The sequence below is a fragment of the Paenibacillus silviterrae genome (assembly GCF_030167925.1).
Lineage (GTDB): Bacteria > Bacillota > Bacilli > Paenibacillales > NBRC-103111 > Paenibacillus_G > Paenibacillus_G silviterrae.
The window spans coordinates 1,596,362-1,611,363 of sequence record NZ_JASKUT010000001.1 but is presented as its reverse complement, the minus strand read 5'-3'; the positions used below and the strand labels follow the sequence as shown (position 1 = coordinate 1,611,363).

Sequence of the window (15,002 nt, the reverse complement as noted above, 5' to 3'; positions counted from 1 at the left end):
TTTTGCTTACTCTTGATTTACGGAAATATGCGAATTATCCAAATGTGTGTTCTCTTTGGCGTTAACTACGGTTTTTTCCTTGCTTCCGGATCCCGTATTTACGTTGACGTTCGGAACATCATTTCGGATACTTGCGTCCGCCTCATTCAACTCCTGGAATTGCTGCTCGTTGCTCATACGATTTCACCTCGCTTTCCAAATTAACCGAGCCGACCCGGCTCCGGCTTAACCTCAAAATGGTTTTCATCCTGGTAGCTTACATGACTGCTTTCATAATTTGCCGGAATGCCCGCTTGCCGGTCCAGTCCCGGAGCTTCCGAATTACCGGCGGAAGCCTGATGAACGGCCTCGAACGGCACATCGTCGGGAAGCTCCCAGCTGACTCTTTGTCCCGCCATTTTTTCCGCTATCACTTTGTCATTTGATTGCTGCACTTCCGTTCGCCGCCTTTCTTTTGAAGCACTCACACCGCAGGTATTTTTCCCCGATGCACTTTCTTTTCATGCAAGGTTTCTTCCTCATTATTTGAATCCGTCGGTCCTGCGGATTTCGGTCGAATCGCGAATAACGCAAGCAGAGCACCGACTACGCTCACACCCGTTAGGATGAAGTAGAGCATGGAATGGCCAAGCACAACCAACAAAGATACGGCGGGCGGACCGGCGGCAACCCCGATGAACCGCATGCTGCTGTACACCGAGCTTACCGTCCCTCGCTCTTTTTTACTGATCCCCTCTGTAATAAAGGCATCCAGACAAGGAAGGGCAACCCCAATACCGATCCCCGCCAGTCCGATCCAAACAAATTGCAGCCATAATATGCTGATCCCGAATAATGCAGTACAAACCAGGGCTCCCGATAGCAGCAGCATGCTGATCACGGTAACCCATTTCATTCGTTTTTTATTTTCCCCGATCCACTTTCCCGTTATATAAGAAGAAAGACATAGGAGCGAAAGGGGGACGGCCAGCAAGCCGCCTTTCCCAATCCCGTCGATTTGATACTGCTCTTCAAGTACATTGGAAATTTGAAACAAAATTCCAAACAGGACGAACATGCAAATTGCACCGATCGCAAATACGCCGGCAAGCCAACGGCCTTTCTCCTTTGCGATCTCTTTCAATGATTGCAGAAATTCATGAACCGATTCCTTCTTTTCCCGGTTATCTTGCTTTTTCGGCGTTTTGACCAAAAAGGCAACGAGCAGGACGGAAATCAGACATAACACAGGGATGGCCAGAAACGGAATGTACCAGATCCATAGAGCCAGGAGGGAACCGAGAATAGGGCTAAGCACCTTCCCGAACGTATTCGAGGTTTCGACCAGTCCCAGCGCATGGCTGACTTCCTTTTCATTCTTGAACATATCTCCAACAAGAGGCAGCACGATAGGGAAAGCTCCTGCAGCCCCGATACCTTGAAGAAAGCGGCCTGCCAAAATCGTCCAGTAAGCGGCACCGTCTTTCATCCACCAAGCAGCCAGCCCGCAAATCAAGCCGCCAATCCCGGCTAATATAAGACTGGGAACAATGACGACTTTGCGGCCGAACCGGTCTGACAAGAAGCCGGCAATCGGAATCAGCAGAATGGCGATCACGGAATATACGGTAATGATCATACTGACTTGAAAAGACGTAATGTGCAGCTCCCTGGATATGGATGGAAGAATCGGGATCAACATTGAATTCCCTAGTGTCATGATTAAGGGAATGGAGGAGACGGCAACCAAATCCCATGTTTTCTTGGCTTCCATGAAACGGACCACCCTTCATTTTGGTATTGTCGAGATGTCCGGCATGTCCGGTAACTGTAAACCATATGGTAAATAATAACAATAAAAAGGATTAAACCCATCACCAACAAGGTTGTCGAATGGCACAAGTTATTGTCAAACGAAGTGCCATATTATATAATGTTGAAGTTACTCAGAAAGGGGAATTGACCAATGACTAAAAAAAAAGCACTTTTGTTTTTGTTTCTATGTATGACACTGGTTATCGTTGCTTGCGGACAGAAGGCAGCTCCCGCAGCTCAGCCGGCGAACGGATCTGCTGCCCCGGCTGCGCAAAAGGAAACGAAGCTGGATCAAATTAAAAAGGCCGGTAAAATTGTTGTAGGCACTAGCGCCGATTACCCTCCTTACGAATTCCATAAAGAAGTCAACAAAAAGGACGAAATCGTCGGCTTTGATATTGAAATTGCGAGGGCGATTGCTAAGGACCTCGGTGTTGAGCTTGAGATGAAGGATATGAAATTCGACGGCTTGCTCGCAGCGCTGGAAGCAGGCAATGTAGATTTCGTCATTTCCGGCATGACTCCAACAGAAGAGCGTAAGAAGAGTGTTGACTTTACCAAGGTTTATTATACGGCTGTCCAGACGGTTGTTATCCGTGCGGAAGATAAAGATAAATTCAAATCCATCGATGACCTGAAAGGGAAAAAGGTGGGGGCACAAAAGGGTGCAACGCAAGAAAAAATCGTAAAGGAACAAATGCCTAATTCGGAAGTGAAGCCGCTTGGTAAAATTTCCGATTTGATGCTGGAGCTGAAAAACAAGAAGGTCGATGCGCTTGTTGTCGAGTTGCCGGTAGCAACGGCTTATTTGGCCAAAAATAAGGATCTGATGGTAGCGGAAAGCATCAAGCTGAATACGGAAGACAGCGGCTCCGCGATTGCTTTGAAAAAGGGAGCGCCTGAGCTCGTTGAGGCCATGAATAAAACGCTGGATCGTCTGATGAAGGATAAAACCATCGACAAGCTTGTTGCTGAAGCCAACGATATGGTGGAATAATATCTGGAGATTCATAGCCGCTTCTTGACAAAAACCTGTGCGGACCTGTCCGTCGGGTTTTTGTTGGTTATAAACAATTCTTACATGGCAAAGGTGGTGGAGTTAGGTTGAATTTTGATTTTATGGATAAGTACTACATGTTTTTCCTTAACGGGGCTAAAGCCACATTAATCTTATCGATACTTACCGTGCTTTTTGGGGTTGTACTCGGAATGGTTGTGGCGATGATGAGAATGTCTCGTTTTTCCGTACTTCGTTACATTGCCGTTGCGTATATTGAGGTCATCCGGGGCACACCGCTGCTGGTGCAGCTGTACATCATTTATTACGGCCTGCCGAAGCTGGGTATTCAATTCCCGGAGATTCCGGCGATCAGCAGCTCGTTCCCCGATTTTATGGCAGGGGTGGTAGCCTTATCGATCAACAGCGCCGCTTATGTGGCCGAAACGTTCCGAGCGGGGATTCAAGCCATTGATAAAGGACAAATGGAAGCGGCGCGTTCGCTGGGTATGCCTCAAAGCATGGCCATGCGCTTCATCATTTGGCCGCAGGCTTTCCGCAATGTACTGCCGGCATTAGGGAATGAATTTATCGTCATTATAAAGGAATCGTCCATCGTATCGGTTATCGGAATCAGCGAGCTGATGTATAGCGCCGATACGGTTCGGGGCAACACGGCACAGCCTTTTGAGCCGCTGATCGTTGCCGCTGTTATTTATCTCGTCATGACCTTAACGCTGTCGAAGCTGCTTGGGGTCGCCGAAAGGAGGATGAAGACCAGTGATTAACGTGACGGGGCTGCATAAATCGTTCGGCAGCAATCATGTACTGACCGGGGTGGATATTGAAATCCGGAAGGGCGAGGTAGTCGTCGTTATCGGTCCTAGCGGCTCAGGGAAAAGCACATTCCTTCGCTGTTTGAATTTGCTTGAGCAGCCGACGGGGGGCGATATCATTTTTGACGGAGTCTCCCTGCTCAAGGGCAAGCAAAATATTAATCAGCTGCGGATGCGGATGGGGATGGTGTTTCAGCAGTTTAACCTGTTCCCGCACATGACTGTGCTGGATAATATTACGCTCGCCCCCCGCAAGCTGAAGAAGCTCAGCGAGTCGGAAGCCAACGGGATTGCCATGAGCCTGCTGAAGCGGATCGGGCTTAGCGACAAGGCGAAGAGCTACCCGGGGCAGCTGTCCGGCGGACAAAAGCAGCGAATCGCCATTGCGCGGGCGTTAGCCATGTCTCCGGATGTGATGCTCTTCGACGAGCCGACGTCTGCGCTCGACCCGGAGATGGTAGGAGAAGTGCTTGACGTCATGAAGGAGCTCGCGGCGGAGGGGATGACCATGGTTGTCGTCACACACGAGATGGGCTTCGCCAAGGAAGTGGGGAGCCGATTGATCTTCATGGACGGAGGCAACATCGTCGAGCAGGGGAAGCCTGAGAACGTATTTGCCAATCCTCAGCACCCGAGAACTCAAGAATTTTTACGCAAGGTTCTATAATTGAACTTAGGAAAAGAAAAAGGACCCTGTTACACCGCACGAGATCAGTGCGGTGCAGCAGGGTCTCTATTCGTTTAAGCGTCTTGTTTAAGACTCCGCACGAATTCTTCCTTGATTGCGCGCAGCACGTCCGGATTGGCGGCCGCATCGTATGCTGTGAAGGCGAGAGACTTGGCTCCAAGCAGCATCCCTTCAAAGGCTCGGTCCTGCATCGCCAAGTCCCGGAATTCCTTCGTATGCAGCAGATGCTTCTCATCTATCACCTTGATATAAGGATGAATGGCAGGGCAGTGGCGCGACACATTGCCGAGGTCTAGTGAACCGTGATCTTTACCATACTCGATTTCCTCTTCCCGTATGCCCAGCTCCACCAAATTTTTGGTAAAAAGCTCCGACAGGGTCTCGTTCGTAATCAACTCGTCATAGGAGTATTCATAATGAGACCATTCCAGCCGGCAGCCCGTTTGAAGCGCAGCCCCTTCCGCACAGCGCAGTACCTTCTGCACAACTTCATCCGTATAAGGGCGATTGGCCGAACGGATATAAAATCGAGCGGATGCGTAATCGGGAATAATGTTCGGTGCTTTTCCCCCATCGTTGATAATCCCGTGAAGGCGGGCATGGCTCCTGAGCTGCTGCCGCAAGGCACCGATCGATTGAAACAGCAGGAGGACGGCATCCAGTGCATTGACGCCTTCATAAGGGCTTGCGGCAGCGTGAGCAGCCTTGCCGAAGTATTCGAACTGCACCGCATCCATCGCCAGGGATTGCCCGGAACGCTCGTATGTATAGAAGGGGTGAGCCATCAGAGCAACATCTACATCGTCAAATAGGCCTTCCGCCGCCATGGTCACTTTCGCCCCTTTGGTTTCCTCCGCAGGCGTGCCATAGACGCGAATGGTGCCGCCGATCTCATCAATAACAGACTTCAGCCCAATGGCCGCAGCTAGGCCCATCGTACAGATCAAGTGGTGACCGCAGGCATGGCCGAGCTCCGGCAGAGCGTCATATTCACATAAGAAAGCCACAATCGGGCCCGGTTTGGGAGACTGATATTCTCCGAGAAAAGCTGTAGGGAGCCCATGATAAGGGTTCAGTACTTGGAAGCCGTGCTGACGTAATGCCTCCGTCAAACGGGCACAGGCTTGAAATTCTTCATGTCCCAGCTCCGGATGATTCCCGATATAGCGGGACAGCTCAATCAAGGAATCCGCATAGGTATCAATGGTACGGGCGATCTGTTGTTTCATGGCAGAGTTATGCGCTCCTTTCGGAATCTATAGCTTTCATTATATGAAATCGGCCGGGCAAATACAAAGAAGACTCCGCAGCTATCGCTTGCAGGAGTCTTCATCACCGTTTAGGCTCGGAGGGTTATGGTCATGTGTTATTGCAGGTTTCTTCGAGGATCAAGAATTTGCTCCTCCAATTGGCGCTTAATCTTCTGCACCGCTTCAACTTCCAGTTGATGATTCTCACGGAAACGGACACCGGTTAAGGCCAGCGCCTCATTCAAGGTAAGCTCGACGGAGATTTTCTTTTCTTGCGGCTGCTCAGCGTGTTGACTCATGGCTCATCGCTCCTTTGTGATGTTCTGCCTAGTCGACCAATAGTGTGAAAGCTGCTATTTAAGTAAGTGTTTACATTGCTGAAACCCTTGATTTTCCTTGGTTTTAATATAACATATCATGTTACATTTATCAAGCCGAAAAGAAAAAAAGAGACGCCTAATTTTGTACGGTTCGTACGGTTAGGGTCTCGTAGCTATTTGGCCTTATTTTTCATCCTGAGCTGCTGCATCGTGAGGACCAATCGGTCGATTTTTTGGCTGAGCTCTACAACCTTGGGATCAACAAAGCTCCCTTTTTGTTCTACCAAGTGATACAGCTGAAACTGCATGCGTTCCAGATCCTGCTTCAATTTCAATTCATCCATTTCAACTGTTCAACCCCGATTCATGCCCAAATAAGTTCCGCTAAGGAGCTATTATAAGGCTTGTCCGCCGGGAAAGTTGTAAAAACGTGTCGATAAAATTTAAATATTTTCTGACAAACGGTCGAAAGGAGCATAATGTGACGGCTAAGGAGACAAAGTAACTGCAGTGGAGGTGACGAGAATGGACAGCGAAAAAGCAAATCATCCGAACAATCCGAACTTTAAAGAGCATAAGTTTACGGAGCCGGAAGCCATTATGCATGCGGATAAGGTGGCGAAGCGCCCGCCTAGCCTGAATGAGGTGCCGAAGGAAACTAACCCTCAATAGCATTTCGGATTCCTTGGCCGTCATCATTATGGCGGCTTTTTTGTTTAGGAAAAACCCCGGCTTTAGGGCCGGGGCTGCTGAACTTGATGATTATTATTGGTTCGGGTCTGCGTTGTCTTGATTGTGACCGGCTGCCAGGTTGCCCAGCTCATCGGCAAATTCAGCCGGGATGCGGGTTTTGAAGTAGCCGATCACCGTTTCGATCGCTTCATTAGCCTGACCTTCCGAAATATTCGCTCGTTCACATACCATTTTGACCAGTTGATGCTTCATGAGAAATCACTCCTTACCAATTCGATATAATGGGAAACACAACATAGGTTGTGCCCCGGCTGTGGTTTTTATGTGGGCCGTCATGTTATAGTAGTACCATAGAATGCCGGGGTAAAGGAGACATCGGACGAATGATCATCGTACGCAATTTAAACAAGAGCTATCCTCCCAATCATTTGATTCTTGATAAAATCAGCTTCCAGGCGGATGAAGGGGAGCTGGTCGCGCTTCTCGGATCCAGCGGAAGCGGTAAGACCACTTTCTTCAAATGCTTGTCGCTCAAGGAGAAGTGGGATGAAGGCCAGTATATTTATGACGGCAAGGACATCTCCAAGATCGGAGCATGGGAGAAGCTTCAGCTGCGCAAGGAATGGTTTTTCCTCGAAGAAAAGCCGGCGCTGAATCCGAAAAAATCCGCATTGAAAAACGTGCTGAGCGCTCTTCTGTTCAAAAAGTCATGGTGGCGCTTTCTTACCAACAGTGTATCGGAGGACGATCACATGGAAGCCATGGATTATTTGGACCGAGTGGGACTTCTCGATAAAGCGCATGAACCGGTTGAGAAGCTAAGCGGCGGGGAGAAGCAGCGGGTGGCGGTTTGCAAGGCGCTGATCAAGGGTGCACGCGTCATCTTTGCGGACGAGCCGGTGTCCGGATTGGATCCGGAAGCGGCCAGCCGGGTACTGGAAGACTTAAAGCGGCTGTGTGAGAAAGAGAAGATGATTGTGCTCTGCAGTCTGCACCAAGTGGAGCTGGCGGAGAAGTACGGAAGCCGTATCTGGGGCTTGTCCGGAGGCAAGCTGGTAGTGGATATCGCCGGAAGACGATTGACACAGAGGGAAAAAGATCTTATTTTTTAGATAACATCATAATTAGCAAGAAACGGTCGCCTGAGAAGCTCAGGACGACCGTTTTTGTTTCTGCTCGATGTCACGGGCAATCATTCCGCCATGCAGACGGCCTGTCTCGATGAACACCTCATTGGCGTTCTTGCCAGAGGCGGCAACACCGGCAATATAAAGACCGGGGACGGTTGTTTCCATCGTCTCGGGATGAAAGATCGGGGATTCGCCGCTCTCGTTCAGTTCGGCGCCTGCTGCAGTAATCAGCTTCCTGTCGGGGCGAAAGCCCGTAAGGGCAAGTACAAAATCATTGTCCAACGTACGCTCGGCGCCCTCGTGAGTGATGGTTATAGTAGTTTCCTCGATGCGAATGACTTGGGATCGGAACAGCATGCGAATGCGTCCTTTGTTCACCATGCTTTCGAAGATCGGCAAAACCCATGGCTTGATAACTCCGGAATAGCCCTCGCCACGATAGACGACCGTTACGTCGGCGCCGGCCTTCATAAGATCCATCGCCGCATCAATGGCGGAGTTGCTTCCCCCGATAACAGCCACCTTCATTCCTGTATACGGATGTGCTTCCCGGTAGTAATGCGTCACCTTGGGAAGCTCTTCGCCGGGAATCCCCAGCAGATTCGGATGGTCGAAATAACCCGTGGCCACAATCACGTGCTTGGCCTCAGCCGTATAGCGTTCTCCGCTCCGGTGAGCAACAGTCAGCTCGAAATGGCCGTCCGGCTTTTTCTCAATGGCGGTCACCGTCCGATAGGATTCGATTCGCAGCTTGCTTCGCTCGGCAACCGTGCGGTAATAATGCAACGCCTCGATCCGATAGGGCTTCTCATGCGGGGTCGAGAACGGATAACCGCCGATTTCCAGCAGCTCCGGAGTACTGAAGAACTGCATATAGGTCGGGTATAAGTAAATGGAATGGACGACGCATTCCTTCTCTATGATTAGCGGATCGATCCCCGTCTTCCGGAGCTCCAAGCCGGCCGATAGTCCGCAGGGGCCCGCCCCGATGATGATAACGTCTTCCATAAACGCACCACGCTTTCCTGGTAGTAGAAAGTTAGCAGCTTTCTATACTATAGTAACGGATTTGCAAGAACAGCACAATTATCTCGGATTCTTGGCTATCAAGTGACATATCGTAGCGTTATGTTTCGTAGAATAGAAACATAGAATGGTAAACTATCGGCGAATGAAAGAGGTGCTTTGGGAGATGATGAGCAGGGTGCTCACGCACAGGAAGGCTCGCGCTGTCAACTGGAAACGCCTACAATTGTATTTCATAGGTTTCCTCGCAGGAAATCTGCTTGCTGTGTTAGGCTTCGGTTTGCCTGCGCGTGAGCCGCTCCCCGAGCCCATGTTGTACAGCTATTATGAAACCATGGCCGGTAACGGCGTGAAGCTGCATGCCGTCCGAACCTCGCCGGATGCTGTGATCTTAAAGGCTATCTCCGGCAATGTTACGAAGGAATCGGATTACGGGATCAATGGGGGCTTCTTCTGGCAAGGATATCTGCTCAGCATAGCCGTAATGAACAACTTTCCGGTCAAAGGTCAGGCCGAGGACTATGGCTCTGGCTGGCACAATATCGATCACCCGAAGGGAACGCTTGTCTGGGACGCGGCAGCGAGGCGATTTTCTACGCAGGTGGTCCTTGCTGCCGACGAGCTGCAGGTGACGGACAAGCAGCATTACTGGGCTCAAGGCGGAGTCAGCATGTCATTGTCCGATCCGGGGCGCTGGGTGGAGCAGGCTCGCAAGGAGGATATGCCGCTCATAGAGGAGCCGCGCCTTCGATCGGGCGCGGTCTACGACGCTCAGCAGCAGCTATGGCTGATTGTATCGGACAAGCCGTGCACGGCGGAGCAGTTCCGTACGGCCATCCTGGAGACGATCATGCCCGGGCGACTGATCGGCGGCATCTTTTTGGACGGGGACGGCTCTTCCCAGATGAAGCTGAAGGAAGTGCAATTGAAAGGGGATTCGCGGCCGGTCTATCAGATGATTGCACTGCGATCCACTTGAGGGAAGAAACGTGCTGATTTGGTGTATTGAAAAGACGAGCTCACGCATACACATGAGTGAAGGACAAGCGGCGCAAGGGTAACAGAAGCCATATTCAGGTCCGGGGGAGCACTATGAGCGAAACGCTGCTATCACTCTTGAATCGAACATTGGAACGTTGGATTATTATTTTGCTGCCGATCTTGTTGTGGCTCGGGTACACCATGGAGGAGACGCTTCGAGATTACATATCCTATGTACCTTATTTGTTTATGTTTTTGACCTTCGTCTCCTCCATGAATGTTACGAAGGATCAGTTCATGGAGGTATGGCGTCGTCCGCTGCCCATGATTACGCTGCTGCTGATGTTCCATATCGTGCTGCCCGTGCTTACCTTTAAACTGTTAACGATGTTCTATGAGGGCTCGGGTGAGTTCCAGCTGGGAATCTTGTTAGCCATGATCATGCCCATTGGAGTAACTTCGATCGTTTGGGTCAGCTTAAGCAAAGGGAATGTCGGGATTGCCATTTCCATGGTGACCATTGATGCCTTGCTCAGTCCGCTTCTCATTCCATTTACTCTGATCAGTCTGCTGGGCGAATCCGTTCGCATGGACACAATCCCGCTTATTTGGGGGGTCGTCAGGCTTGTGGTCATTCCTTGTCTTGTCGGCATTGCCGTCGGAGCGGCGATCCGAAAGCTGAAGAGCCGGCAAAAGATCAGGGTGGTGATGTCGTTGTCTTCCAAGGTTACCCTGTACATCATTGTGATGCTGAACGCTGCAGCGATGGCTTCCTCCATGGGGGGATTTACGAAAGAGATCGTTTCGCTGATCATGGCGGTTGCCGGATTAATCGTGCTCGGCTATATCGGAAGCTGGGTTACGATGGCGTGGATGAGACTTGTTACCTCCTCGGAGATTGCCTTTACTTACAGCGGCGGCATTCGCAATTATACGGCAGGCATGGTCATCGCCCAGCTGTATTTTTCACCCAAAGTCGCGGTGCCGATTATGCTGGCTGTGCTGGTACAGCATCCGATCGCGCTGTTTGTTCATACCGTTATGAAGCAGCGGACAAGTCCTTAATTACATGGAAAAAGTTACTACGTTTCCGTTTGGATAGCCTTCGCCTTTTCGCGCAATAATAGCAGATGTAACAACAAAAAACGATTTACAGGAGGTATAAACAATGGCAAACGGACAATCTCGCAGCAGCAACGTACTTGTAGTACCTCAGGCAAATCAAGCTTTGGAACAACTGAAATATGAAGTGGCTCAAGAATTGGGCATCCAAATCCCGCAAGACGGGTACTACGGGTACATGGCTACTCGTGATACCGGTGCAATCGGGGGACATATTACCCGCCGTTTGGTGCAAATTGCTGAACAACAACTGGCAGGTAACAAATTCTAATCGTACTTACTGAGTAAAAATGACCAAGGCGCTTCGGCGCCTTGGTCATTTTGTTTTTTACGCAACTTCCTGACGGTTCGTTACGTATTACTTAGTATGTTATATGAATACGACGTAAGGAGGGTCGTTGGATGCTGGAGCTGTACTGGGGGCTTTTGATCACCGGTGTACTTTTCGCCTTAGTGACGGTCGTTTTTGGAGATCTGCTGAGCGGGGTGCTGGACGGAACTTTGGATTTTCTTTCCGGCGACCTGCTGGATAAGCTGCAGCCGATGGTGCTTTTCAGCAGTATGTCCGTTCTGGGCGGAGCAGGAATTCTGTTGACGAAGTATTCGTCTATCGGAACGGGTTCGGTGCTGATCCTTTCCTTTTTGATGGCGGTTCTATCGGCTATGGCCGTCTACTTCCTGTACGTCAAGCCCATGCGTAACAGCGAGAACTCCATTGCCTTCTCCATGGAGGATTTGGTCGGAAGGATCAGTGAGGTCACCGTGCCGATTCCGGCAAGAGGATACGGCGAGGTCATGCTGCGAGCAGGAGGCGGGGTTACCAACCAGATAGCGGCCAGCTTAGACGGGAACGCAATCGAGGCGGGAGCCAGAGTGGTTACGGTTGAAGTGAAGGATCGTACCTTACTGGTTTCCCGCTTGGATGATAACACATTGTAAAGGAGTTTTGCGTACATGCCTGATGCATTCGTAGTCCCGATTCTTGTAGTGGGTGTCATTGTAGTTCTCGGTTTGGCCTTCTGGGCGCGTTACAAAACCGTAAGTCCGGATGAAGCGATGATCGTAACGGGGTCGTTCCTCGGCAGCAGCAATGTGCTGACGGATGAAACCGGCCGGAAAATTAAAATTGTACGAGGCGGAGGATCCTTCATCCTTCCCGTATTCCAGCAGGCGGAGTTTCTGTCGCTGTTATCGCACAAGCTGGACGTCTCTACTCCGGAGGTATATACGGAGCAAGGCGTACCGGTAATGGCCGACGGGGTAGCGATTATTAAGATCGGCGGCGCGGTAGAGGATGTTGCCACGGCGGCGGAGCAATTTATGGGCAAGCCTACGGAAGCCTTGAAGGGCGAAGCGCAGGAGGTGCTCGAGGGACATCTGCGGGCGATCCTCGGTTCGATGACCGTAGAGGAGGTTTATCGCAACCGCGATAAATTTGCTCAGGAGGTCCAGGGCGTTGCCGCCAAGGATTTGAAGAAAATGGGGCTGCAGATCGTCTCCTTCACGATTAAGGACCTTCGAGACAAGCACGGCTATCTCGACGCCCTCGGTAAGCCGAGAATCGCAGCCGTGAAGCGGGATGCGGAAATCGCGGAAGCGGAAGCCGTCCGGGATGCGAGAATTCAGAAGGCGCGGGCGGAAGAGGAAGGGCAGAAGGCGGAGCTGCTGCGCGATACGAACATCGCTGAAGCATCGAAGGAGAACCAGCTGAAAGTCGCTTCCTTCAAACGGGAGCAGGATATGGCCAAGGCGGAAGCCGACCAAGCCTACCACGTGCAGGAAGCTCGTTCGAAGCAGACGGTAGTCGAGGAGCAAATGCGCGTAGAGCTTGTTCGCAAGGAGCGCGAGATCGATCTCGAGGCGAAGGAAATCCTGCGCCGGGAGAAGCAGTATGACGCGGAGGTCAAGAAGAAGGCCGATGCGGACCGGTATGCGGTAGAGCAGGCGGCCGAAGCCGACAAGGCGAAGAAGCTGCGTGAAGCGGACGCGCTGCAGTACCGCATAGAAGCGGAAGCCAGAGCGCAGGCGGAGCAGAAGCGGCTTGCGGGTCTTGCCGAAGCCGACGCGGAGCGTGCGAAGGGTACCGCGGAGGCCGAGGTCATCCGGCTGCGAGGCTTGGCGGAGGCCGAGGCGAAGCAGAAGCTGGCCGAGGCGTTCGAGAAGTTCGGCGAAGCGGCGGTGCTGGACATCATCGTGAAGATGCTGCCTGAGCTCGCCGGACGTGTGGCGGAGCCGATCAAGGCCATCGACAAGCTGACCGTCGTCGATACGGGACATGGCGAAGGCGCGGCAAGGGTCAGCAACTATGTCACCTCGCTCATGGCGACGGCTCCGGAGATGCTGAAGAGCGTAAGCGGAATCGACGTAGAACAGCTGGTTAAGGGTCTTACAAGCCGAGTCGGGGCAGCGCATTCGGCGGCTCAGACGCCGGCGCAAGCGAAAGCGGAAGCGGCTACGGCCCTGGAGACACCGAAAAACCCGTCATAATGTGTCAAACGAAAAACACCTGCAATCGCTCGTTTTGAGCGGTTTGCAGGTGTTTTCTGTCGTTAATCATTTATGCCATTAAATATTTTTCCGTCAAGATAGTAAGCAGCTGGATGCCGACTTCGTTATGCCCGCCTTCCGGGATGATCAGGTCGGCATATTTTTTCGAAGGCTCAATGAATGCTTCATGCATCGGCTTGACCGTAGACAAGTATTGGTCGTAAATCGATTGGATCGACCGGCCGCGTTCATTGATATCACGGAGCACCCTGCGCAAAATACGAACGTCGGGATCGGTGTCGACAAACACCTTGATATCCAAAATGCTGCGCAAATTTTCGTCCGACAGCACATGCAATCCTTCGATTATTATAATTTTATTGGGCAGCAGCTCCACGGATTCGTTAGCGGAACGAGCGTGCTTGGAGAAGTCATATACCGGTGCATGGACCGTATCGCTCTGCTTCAGCCGCTTCAGATGGATGAAGAGAAGCTCGTTGTCGAAGGCTAGCGGGTGATCGTAGTTGATCGTCTCCCTTTGCTCGAAGCTTAGATGGGAATGATCCTTGTAATAGTTATCCTGGGAGATGAACGTAACCTTATCCGCCCCCATCCGGTCGATCACTGAACGCGCCACCGTTGTTTTGCCCGAGCCGGTACCTCCGGCAATTCCGATAATCAACATAAATGCAATAAAGCCTCCTGTGTCGAAAAATAAGACCTAATTTCGGTATTGTAGCATAATCCCACTCGGAAAACGAGCGAGTCGGGGTTCATCACATATTTTGTACCGGAGGAGGAAAAATAAAGCCATCTTTCTTTGGTGATACAAAATAATGCTTGAAAGGCAGGCAGGAACATGACAACGGTGACTATGGAGAAGCAGCGCATCGTATTACCGGATCTGCAGGACAAAATCGCCTTTGTGACCGGTGCGGCATCCGGTATTGGACGGGGCGCTGCGATTGCTTTGGCGAAGCAGGGCGTTAAGGTAGTCTTAGCCGATCTGAAGGATGAGCGGAGCGAAAAGGTGCAGCGGGAGATCGAGTCGTTCGGAGGGCAAGTGTTGGCCGAGGATGTCGATATTGCGGATGCGAATCGCGTGCAGCAAGCCATCGAAGCGGCAGTGAAGCAATGGGGACGCATTGATATCGTATTCGCCAATGCGGGCATTAACGGTGTTGTCGCTCCTATTGAGGACATGAAGCCGGAGGATTGGGACAAGACGCTTACCACGAATCTGACAGGCACGTTCCATACGGTTAAATATGCGATTCCCCACATGAAGCAGCAGGGAGGCAGCATCATCATTACAAGCTCTATCAACGGTAGCCGGAAATTTACAAGCTTCGGGATGGCGGCATACAGCTCGTCGAAGGCGGGACAGGTCGCTTTTGCGAAGATGGCTGCCCTTGAGCTTGCTAGGTATCATATCCGCGTGAATGTCATCTGCCCGGGAGCCATCGAAACGAACATTGGGGAAAGCACCCACCCGACGCCGGAGCTTGATAAGATCAAAATTCCGATCCAATTTCCTGAGGGCAGCCAGCCGCTTGAGCATGGACCTGGGAAGCCGGAGCAGGTAGCCGATCTTGTCGCTTATTTAGCCTCTGAAGCGTCGAGCCATATTTCGGGTACCGAAATTTATGTGGATGGGGCAGAGTCATTATTGTAAATC

At 51.3% G+C, this 15,002-nt stretch carries 20 protein-coding genes and 1 pseudogene; 12 read left to right on the top strand and 9 right to left on the bottom strand.

Annotation, left to right across the window (positions count from 1 at the left end; all coding sequences use genetic code 11):
* Nucleotides 1-6: 6 nt before the first annotated feature.
* From QMO62_RS06940 to bcbE, 3 genes are read right to left on the bottom strand one after another with little or no spacing between them, the layout of a single operon-like run.
* The gene (locus QMO62_RS06940; RefSeq protein ID WP_284639711.1) at nucleotides 7-177 is read right to left on the bottom strand and encodes a hypothetical protein; all 171 of its coding nucleotides are present in this window, start codon (nucleotides 175-177) and stop codon (nucleotides 7-9) included.
* 23 nt (nucleotides 178-200) lie between these two features.
* Nucleotides 201-434, bottom strand: a complete 234-nt coding sequence (locus QMO62_RS06935) for a hypothetical protein (protein WP_284639709.1) — start codon at nucleotides 432-434, stop codon at nucleotides 201-203.
* A gap of 29 nt (nucleotides 435-463) precedes the next feature.
* Nucleotides 464-1,753, bottom strand: coding sequence for a bacillibactin exporter BcbE (gene bcbE / locus QMO62_RS06930; protein ID WP_284639707.1), 1,290 nt, complete (start codon nucleotides 1,751-1,753; stop codon nucleotides 464-466).
* Between the two features lie 192 nt (nucleotides 1,754-1,945).
* Here bcbE and QMO62_RS06925 point away from each other — a divergent pair, with 192 nt between their 5' ends.
* The 3 genes from QMO62_RS06925 (at nucleotide 1,946) to QMO62_RS06915 (ending at nucleotide 4,294) form a co-directional block, all read left to right on the top strand.
* A complete protein-coding gene (locus QMO62_RS06925) occupies nucleotides 1,946-2,791 on the top strand; it encodes an ABC transporter substrate-binding protein (protein WP_284639706.1) in 846 nt (281 codons plus the stop codon).
* Between the two features lie 122 nt (nucleotides 2,792-2,913).
* Nucleotides 2,914-3,579 carry an amino acid ABC transporter permease gene (locus tag QMO62_RS06920; protein ID WP_372516712.1) on the top strand — a complete coding sequence of 222 codons (666 nt, stop codon included), beginning with the start codon at nucleotides 2,914-2,916 and terminating at the stop codon, nucleotides 3,577-3,579.
* On the top strand, nucleotides 3,572-4,294 hold the full coding sequence (locus QMO62_RS06915; protein WP_284639701.1) for an amino acid ABC transporter ATP-binding protein: 723 nt from the start codon (nucleotides 3,572-3,574) through the stop codon (nucleotides 4,292-4,294). The genes QMO62_RS06920 and QMO62_RS06915 overlap by 8 nt, the downstream gene beginning before the upstream one ends.
* A 74-nt stretch (nucleotides 4,295-4,368) precedes the next feature.
* Here the strand turns inward: QMO62_RS06915 and QMO62_RS06910 are convergent, their stop codons facing one another.
* The 3 genes from QMO62_RS06910 to QMO62_RS06900 all read right to left on the bottom strand — a co-directional run bounded on the left by QMO62_RS06910 (nucleotide 4,369) and on the right by QMO62_RS06900 (nucleotide 6,229).
* A complete protein-coding gene (locus tag QMO62_RS06910) occupies nucleotides 4,369-5,544 on the bottom strand; it encodes a M20 family metallopeptidase (RefSeq protein WP_284639700.1) in 1,176 nt (391 codons plus the stop codon).
* Nucleotides 5,545-5,681: 137 nt separating this feature from the next.
* Nucleotides 5,682-5,864: a hypothetical protein gene (locus QMO62_RS06905; RefSeq protein WP_284639698.1), complete on the bottom strand. Its 183-nt coding sequence runs from the start codon at nucleotides 5,862-5,864 to the stop codon at nucleotides 5,682-5,684.
* 194 nt (nucleotides 5,865-6,058) lie between these two features.
* Nucleotides 6,059-6,229 (bottom strand): aspartyl-phosphate phosphatase Spo0E family protein, encoded by a 171-nt coding sequence (locus tag QMO62_RS06900; protein ID WP_284639696.1) that lies wholly within the window; start codon nucleotides 6,227-6,229, stop codon nucleotides 6,059-6,061.
* 181 nt (nucleotides 6,230-6,410) lie between these two features.
* Here QMO62_RS06900 and QMO62_RS06895 point away from each other — a divergent pair, with 181 nt between their 5' ends.
* On the top strand, nucleotides 6,411-6,557 hold the full coding sequence (locus QMO62_RS06895; RefSeq protein ID WP_284639695.1) for a hypothetical protein: 147 nt from the start codon (nucleotides 6,411-6,413) through the stop codon (nucleotides 6,555-6,557).
* A gap of 93 nt (nucleotides 6,558-6,650) precedes the next feature.
* Here QMO62_RS06895 and QMO62_RS06890 read toward each other — a convergent pair whose 3' ends face one another.
* Nucleotides 6,651-6,830: a hypothetical protein gene (locus QMO62_RS06890; RefSeq protein WP_284639693.1), complete on the bottom strand. Its 180-nt coding sequence runs from the start codon at nucleotides 6,828-6,830 to the stop codon at nucleotides 6,651-6,653.
* A gap of 36 nt (nucleotides 6,831-6,866) precedes the next feature.
* On the opposite strand from QMO62_RS06890, the pseudogene QMO62_RS33405 reads away from it, so the two are divergent.
* Nucleotides 6,867-6,932 (top strand): annotated as a pseudogene (locus QMO62_RS33405) (50S ribosomal protein L32); the annotation flags it as partial.
* Nucleotides 6,933-6,961: 29 nt separating this feature from the next.
* The gene (locus QMO62_RS06885) at nucleotides 6,962-7,690 is read left to right on the top strand and encodes a phosphonate ABC transporter ATP-binding protein (protein WP_284639691.1); all 729 of its coding nucleotides are present in this window, start codon (nucleotides 6,962-6,964) and stop codon (nucleotides 7,688-7,690) included.
* Between the two features lie 39 nt (nucleotides 7,691-7,729).
* On the opposite strand, the gene QMO62_RS06880 is transcribed toward QMO62_RS06885, so the two are convergent.
* Complete coding sequence (locus QMO62_RS06880) at nucleotides 7,730-8,716, bottom strand: YpdA family putative bacillithiol disulfide reductase (protein WP_284639689.1); 987 nt, start codon at nucleotides 8,714-8,716, stop codon at nucleotides 7,730-7,732.
* A gap of 163 nt (nucleotides 8,717-8,879) precedes the next feature.
* Between QMO62_RS06880 and QMO62_RS06875 the strand changes: the two genes are divergently transcribed.
* The 5 genes from QMO62_RS06875 (at nucleotide 8,880) to floT (ending at nucleotide 13,324) form a co-directional block, all read left to right on the top strand.
* Nucleotides 8,880-9,713 (top strand): hypothetical protein, encoded by an 834-nt coding sequence (locus tag QMO62_RS06875; RefSeq protein WP_284639687.1) that lies wholly within the window; start codon nucleotides 8,880-8,882, stop codon nucleotides 9,711-9,713.
* A gap of 113 nt (nucleotides 9,714-9,826) precedes the next feature.
* On the top strand, nucleotides 9,827-10,780 hold the full coding sequence (locus QMO62_RS06870; protein WP_284639685.1) for a bile acid:sodium symporter family protein: 954 nt from the start codon (nucleotides 9,827-9,829) through the stop codon (nucleotides 10,778-10,780).
* A 103-nt stretch (nucleotides 10,781-10,883) separates the two neighbouring features.
* Nucleotides 10,884-11,108 (top strand): alpha/beta-type small acid-soluble spore protein, encoded by a 225-nt coding sequence (locus QMO62_RS06865; protein WP_284639683.1) that lies wholly within the window; start codon nucleotides 10,884-10,886, stop codon nucleotides 11,106-11,108.
* A gap of 131 nt (nucleotides 11,109-11,239) precedes the next feature.
* Complete coding sequence (locus QMO62_RS06860) at nucleotides 11,240-11,776, top strand: NfeD family protein (protein ID WP_284639680.1); 537 nt, start codon at nucleotides 11,240-11,242, stop codon at nucleotides 11,774-11,776.
* 15 nt (nucleotides 11,777-11,791) lie between these two features.
* Nucleotides 11,792-13,324, top strand: a complete 1,533-nt coding sequence (floT, locus tag QMO62_RS06855) for a flotillin lipid rafts scaffold protein FloT (protein ID WP_284639679.1) — start codon at nucleotides 11,792-11,794, stop codon at nucleotides 13,322-13,324.
* A 70-nt stretch (nucleotides 13,325-13,394) separates the two neighbouring features.
* Here the strand turns inward: floT and udk are convergent, their stop codons facing one another.
* Complete coding sequence (gene udk / locus QMO62_RS06850; protein WP_284639677.1) at nucleotides 13,395-14,009, bottom strand: uridine kinase; 615 nt, start codon at nucleotides 14,007-14,009, stop codon at nucleotides 13,395-13,397.
* A 174-nt stretch (nucleotides 14,010-14,183) separates the two neighbouring features.
* Here udk and QMO62_RS06845 point away from each other — a divergent pair, with 174 nt between their 5' ends.
* Nucleotides 14,184-14,999, top strand: coding sequence for an SDR family oxidoreductase (locus QMO62_RS06845; protein ID WP_284639675.1), 816 nt, complete (start codon nucleotides 14,184-14,186; stop codon nucleotides 14,997-14,999).
* Nucleotides 15,000-15,002 lie beyond the last annotated feature (3 nt).

What these genes read in the sequence shown, in the direction of transcription:
- floT (WP_284639679.1), top strand. Translation starts at nt 11,792, where the DNA reads ATGCCTGATGCATTCGTAGTCCCGATTCTTGTAGTGGGTGTCATTGTA.
- QMO62_RS06900 (WP_284639696.1), bottom strand. Translation starts at nt 6,229, where the DNA reads ATGGATGAATTGAAATTGAAGCAGGATCTGGAACGCATGCAGTTTCAG.
- bcbE (WP_284639707.1), bottom strand. Translation starts at nt 1,753, where the DNA reads ATGGAAGCCAAGAAAACATGGGATTTGGTTGCCGTCTCCTCCATTCCC.
- QMO62_RS06895 (WP_284639695.1), top strand. Translation starts at nt 6,411, where the DNA reads ATGGACAGCGAAAAAGCAAATCATCCGAACAATCCGAACTTTAAAGAG.
- QMO62_RS06905 (WP_284639698.1), bottom strand. Translation starts at nt 5,864, where the DNA reads ATGAGTCAACACGCTGAGCAGCCGCAAGAAAAGAAAATCTCCGTCGAG.
- QMO62_RS06885 (WP_284639691.1), top strand. Translation starts at nt 6,962, where the DNA reads ATGATCATCGTACGCAATTTAAACAAGAGCTATCCTCCCAATCATTTG.
- QMO62_RS06845 (WP_284639675.1), top strand. Translation starts at nt 14,184, where the DNA reads ATGACAACGGTGACTATGGAGAAGCAGCGCATCGTATTACCGGATCTG.
- QMO62_RS06910 (WP_284639700.1), bottom strand. Translation starts at nt 5,544, where the DNA reads ATGAAACAACAGATCGCCCGTACCATTGATACCTATGCGGATTCCTTG.
- QMO62_RS06865 (WP_284639683.1), top strand. Translation starts at nt 10,884, where the DNA reads ATGGCAAACGGACAATCTCGCAGCAGCAACGTACTTGTAGTACCTCAG.
- QMO62_RS06925 (WP_284639706.1), top strand. Translation starts at nt 1,946, where the DNA reads ATGACTAAAAAAAAAGCACTTTTGTTTTTGTTTCTATGTATGACACTG.
- QMO62_RS06940 (WP_284639711.1), bottom strand. Translation starts at nt 177, where the DNA reads ATGAGCAACGAGCAGCAATTCCAGGAGTTGAATGAGGCGGACGCAAGT.
- QMO62_RS06870 (WP_284639685.1), top strand. Translation starts at nt 9,827, where the DNA reads ATGAGCGAAACGCTGCTATCACTCTTGAATCGAACATTGGAACGTTGG.
- QMO62_RS06880 (WP_284639689.1), bottom strand. Translation starts at nt 8,716, where the DNA reads ATGGAAGACGTTATCATCATCGGGGCGGGCCCCTGCGGACTATCGGCC.
- QMO62_RS06920 (WP_372516712.1), top strand. Translation starts at nt 2,914, where the DNA reads ATGGATAAGTACTACATGTTTTTCCTTAACGGGGCTAAAGCCACATTA.
- QMO62_RS06875 (WP_284639687.1), top strand. Translation starts at nt 8,880, where the DNA reads ATGAAAGAGGTGCTTTGGGAGATGATGAGCAGGGTGCTCACGCACAGG.
- QMO62_RS06890 (WP_284639693.1), bottom strand. Translation starts at nt 6,830, where the DNA reads ATGAAGCATCAACTGGTCAAAATGGTATGTGAACGAGCGAATATTTCG.
- udk (WP_284639677.1), bottom strand. Translation starts at nt 14,009, where the DNA reads ATGTTGATTATCGGAATTGCCGGAGGTACCGGCTCGGGCAAAACAACG.
- QMO62_RS06860 (WP_284639680.1), top strand. Translation starts at nt 11,240, where the DNA reads ATGCTGGAGCTGTACTGGGGGCTTTTGATCACCGGTGTACTTTTCGCC.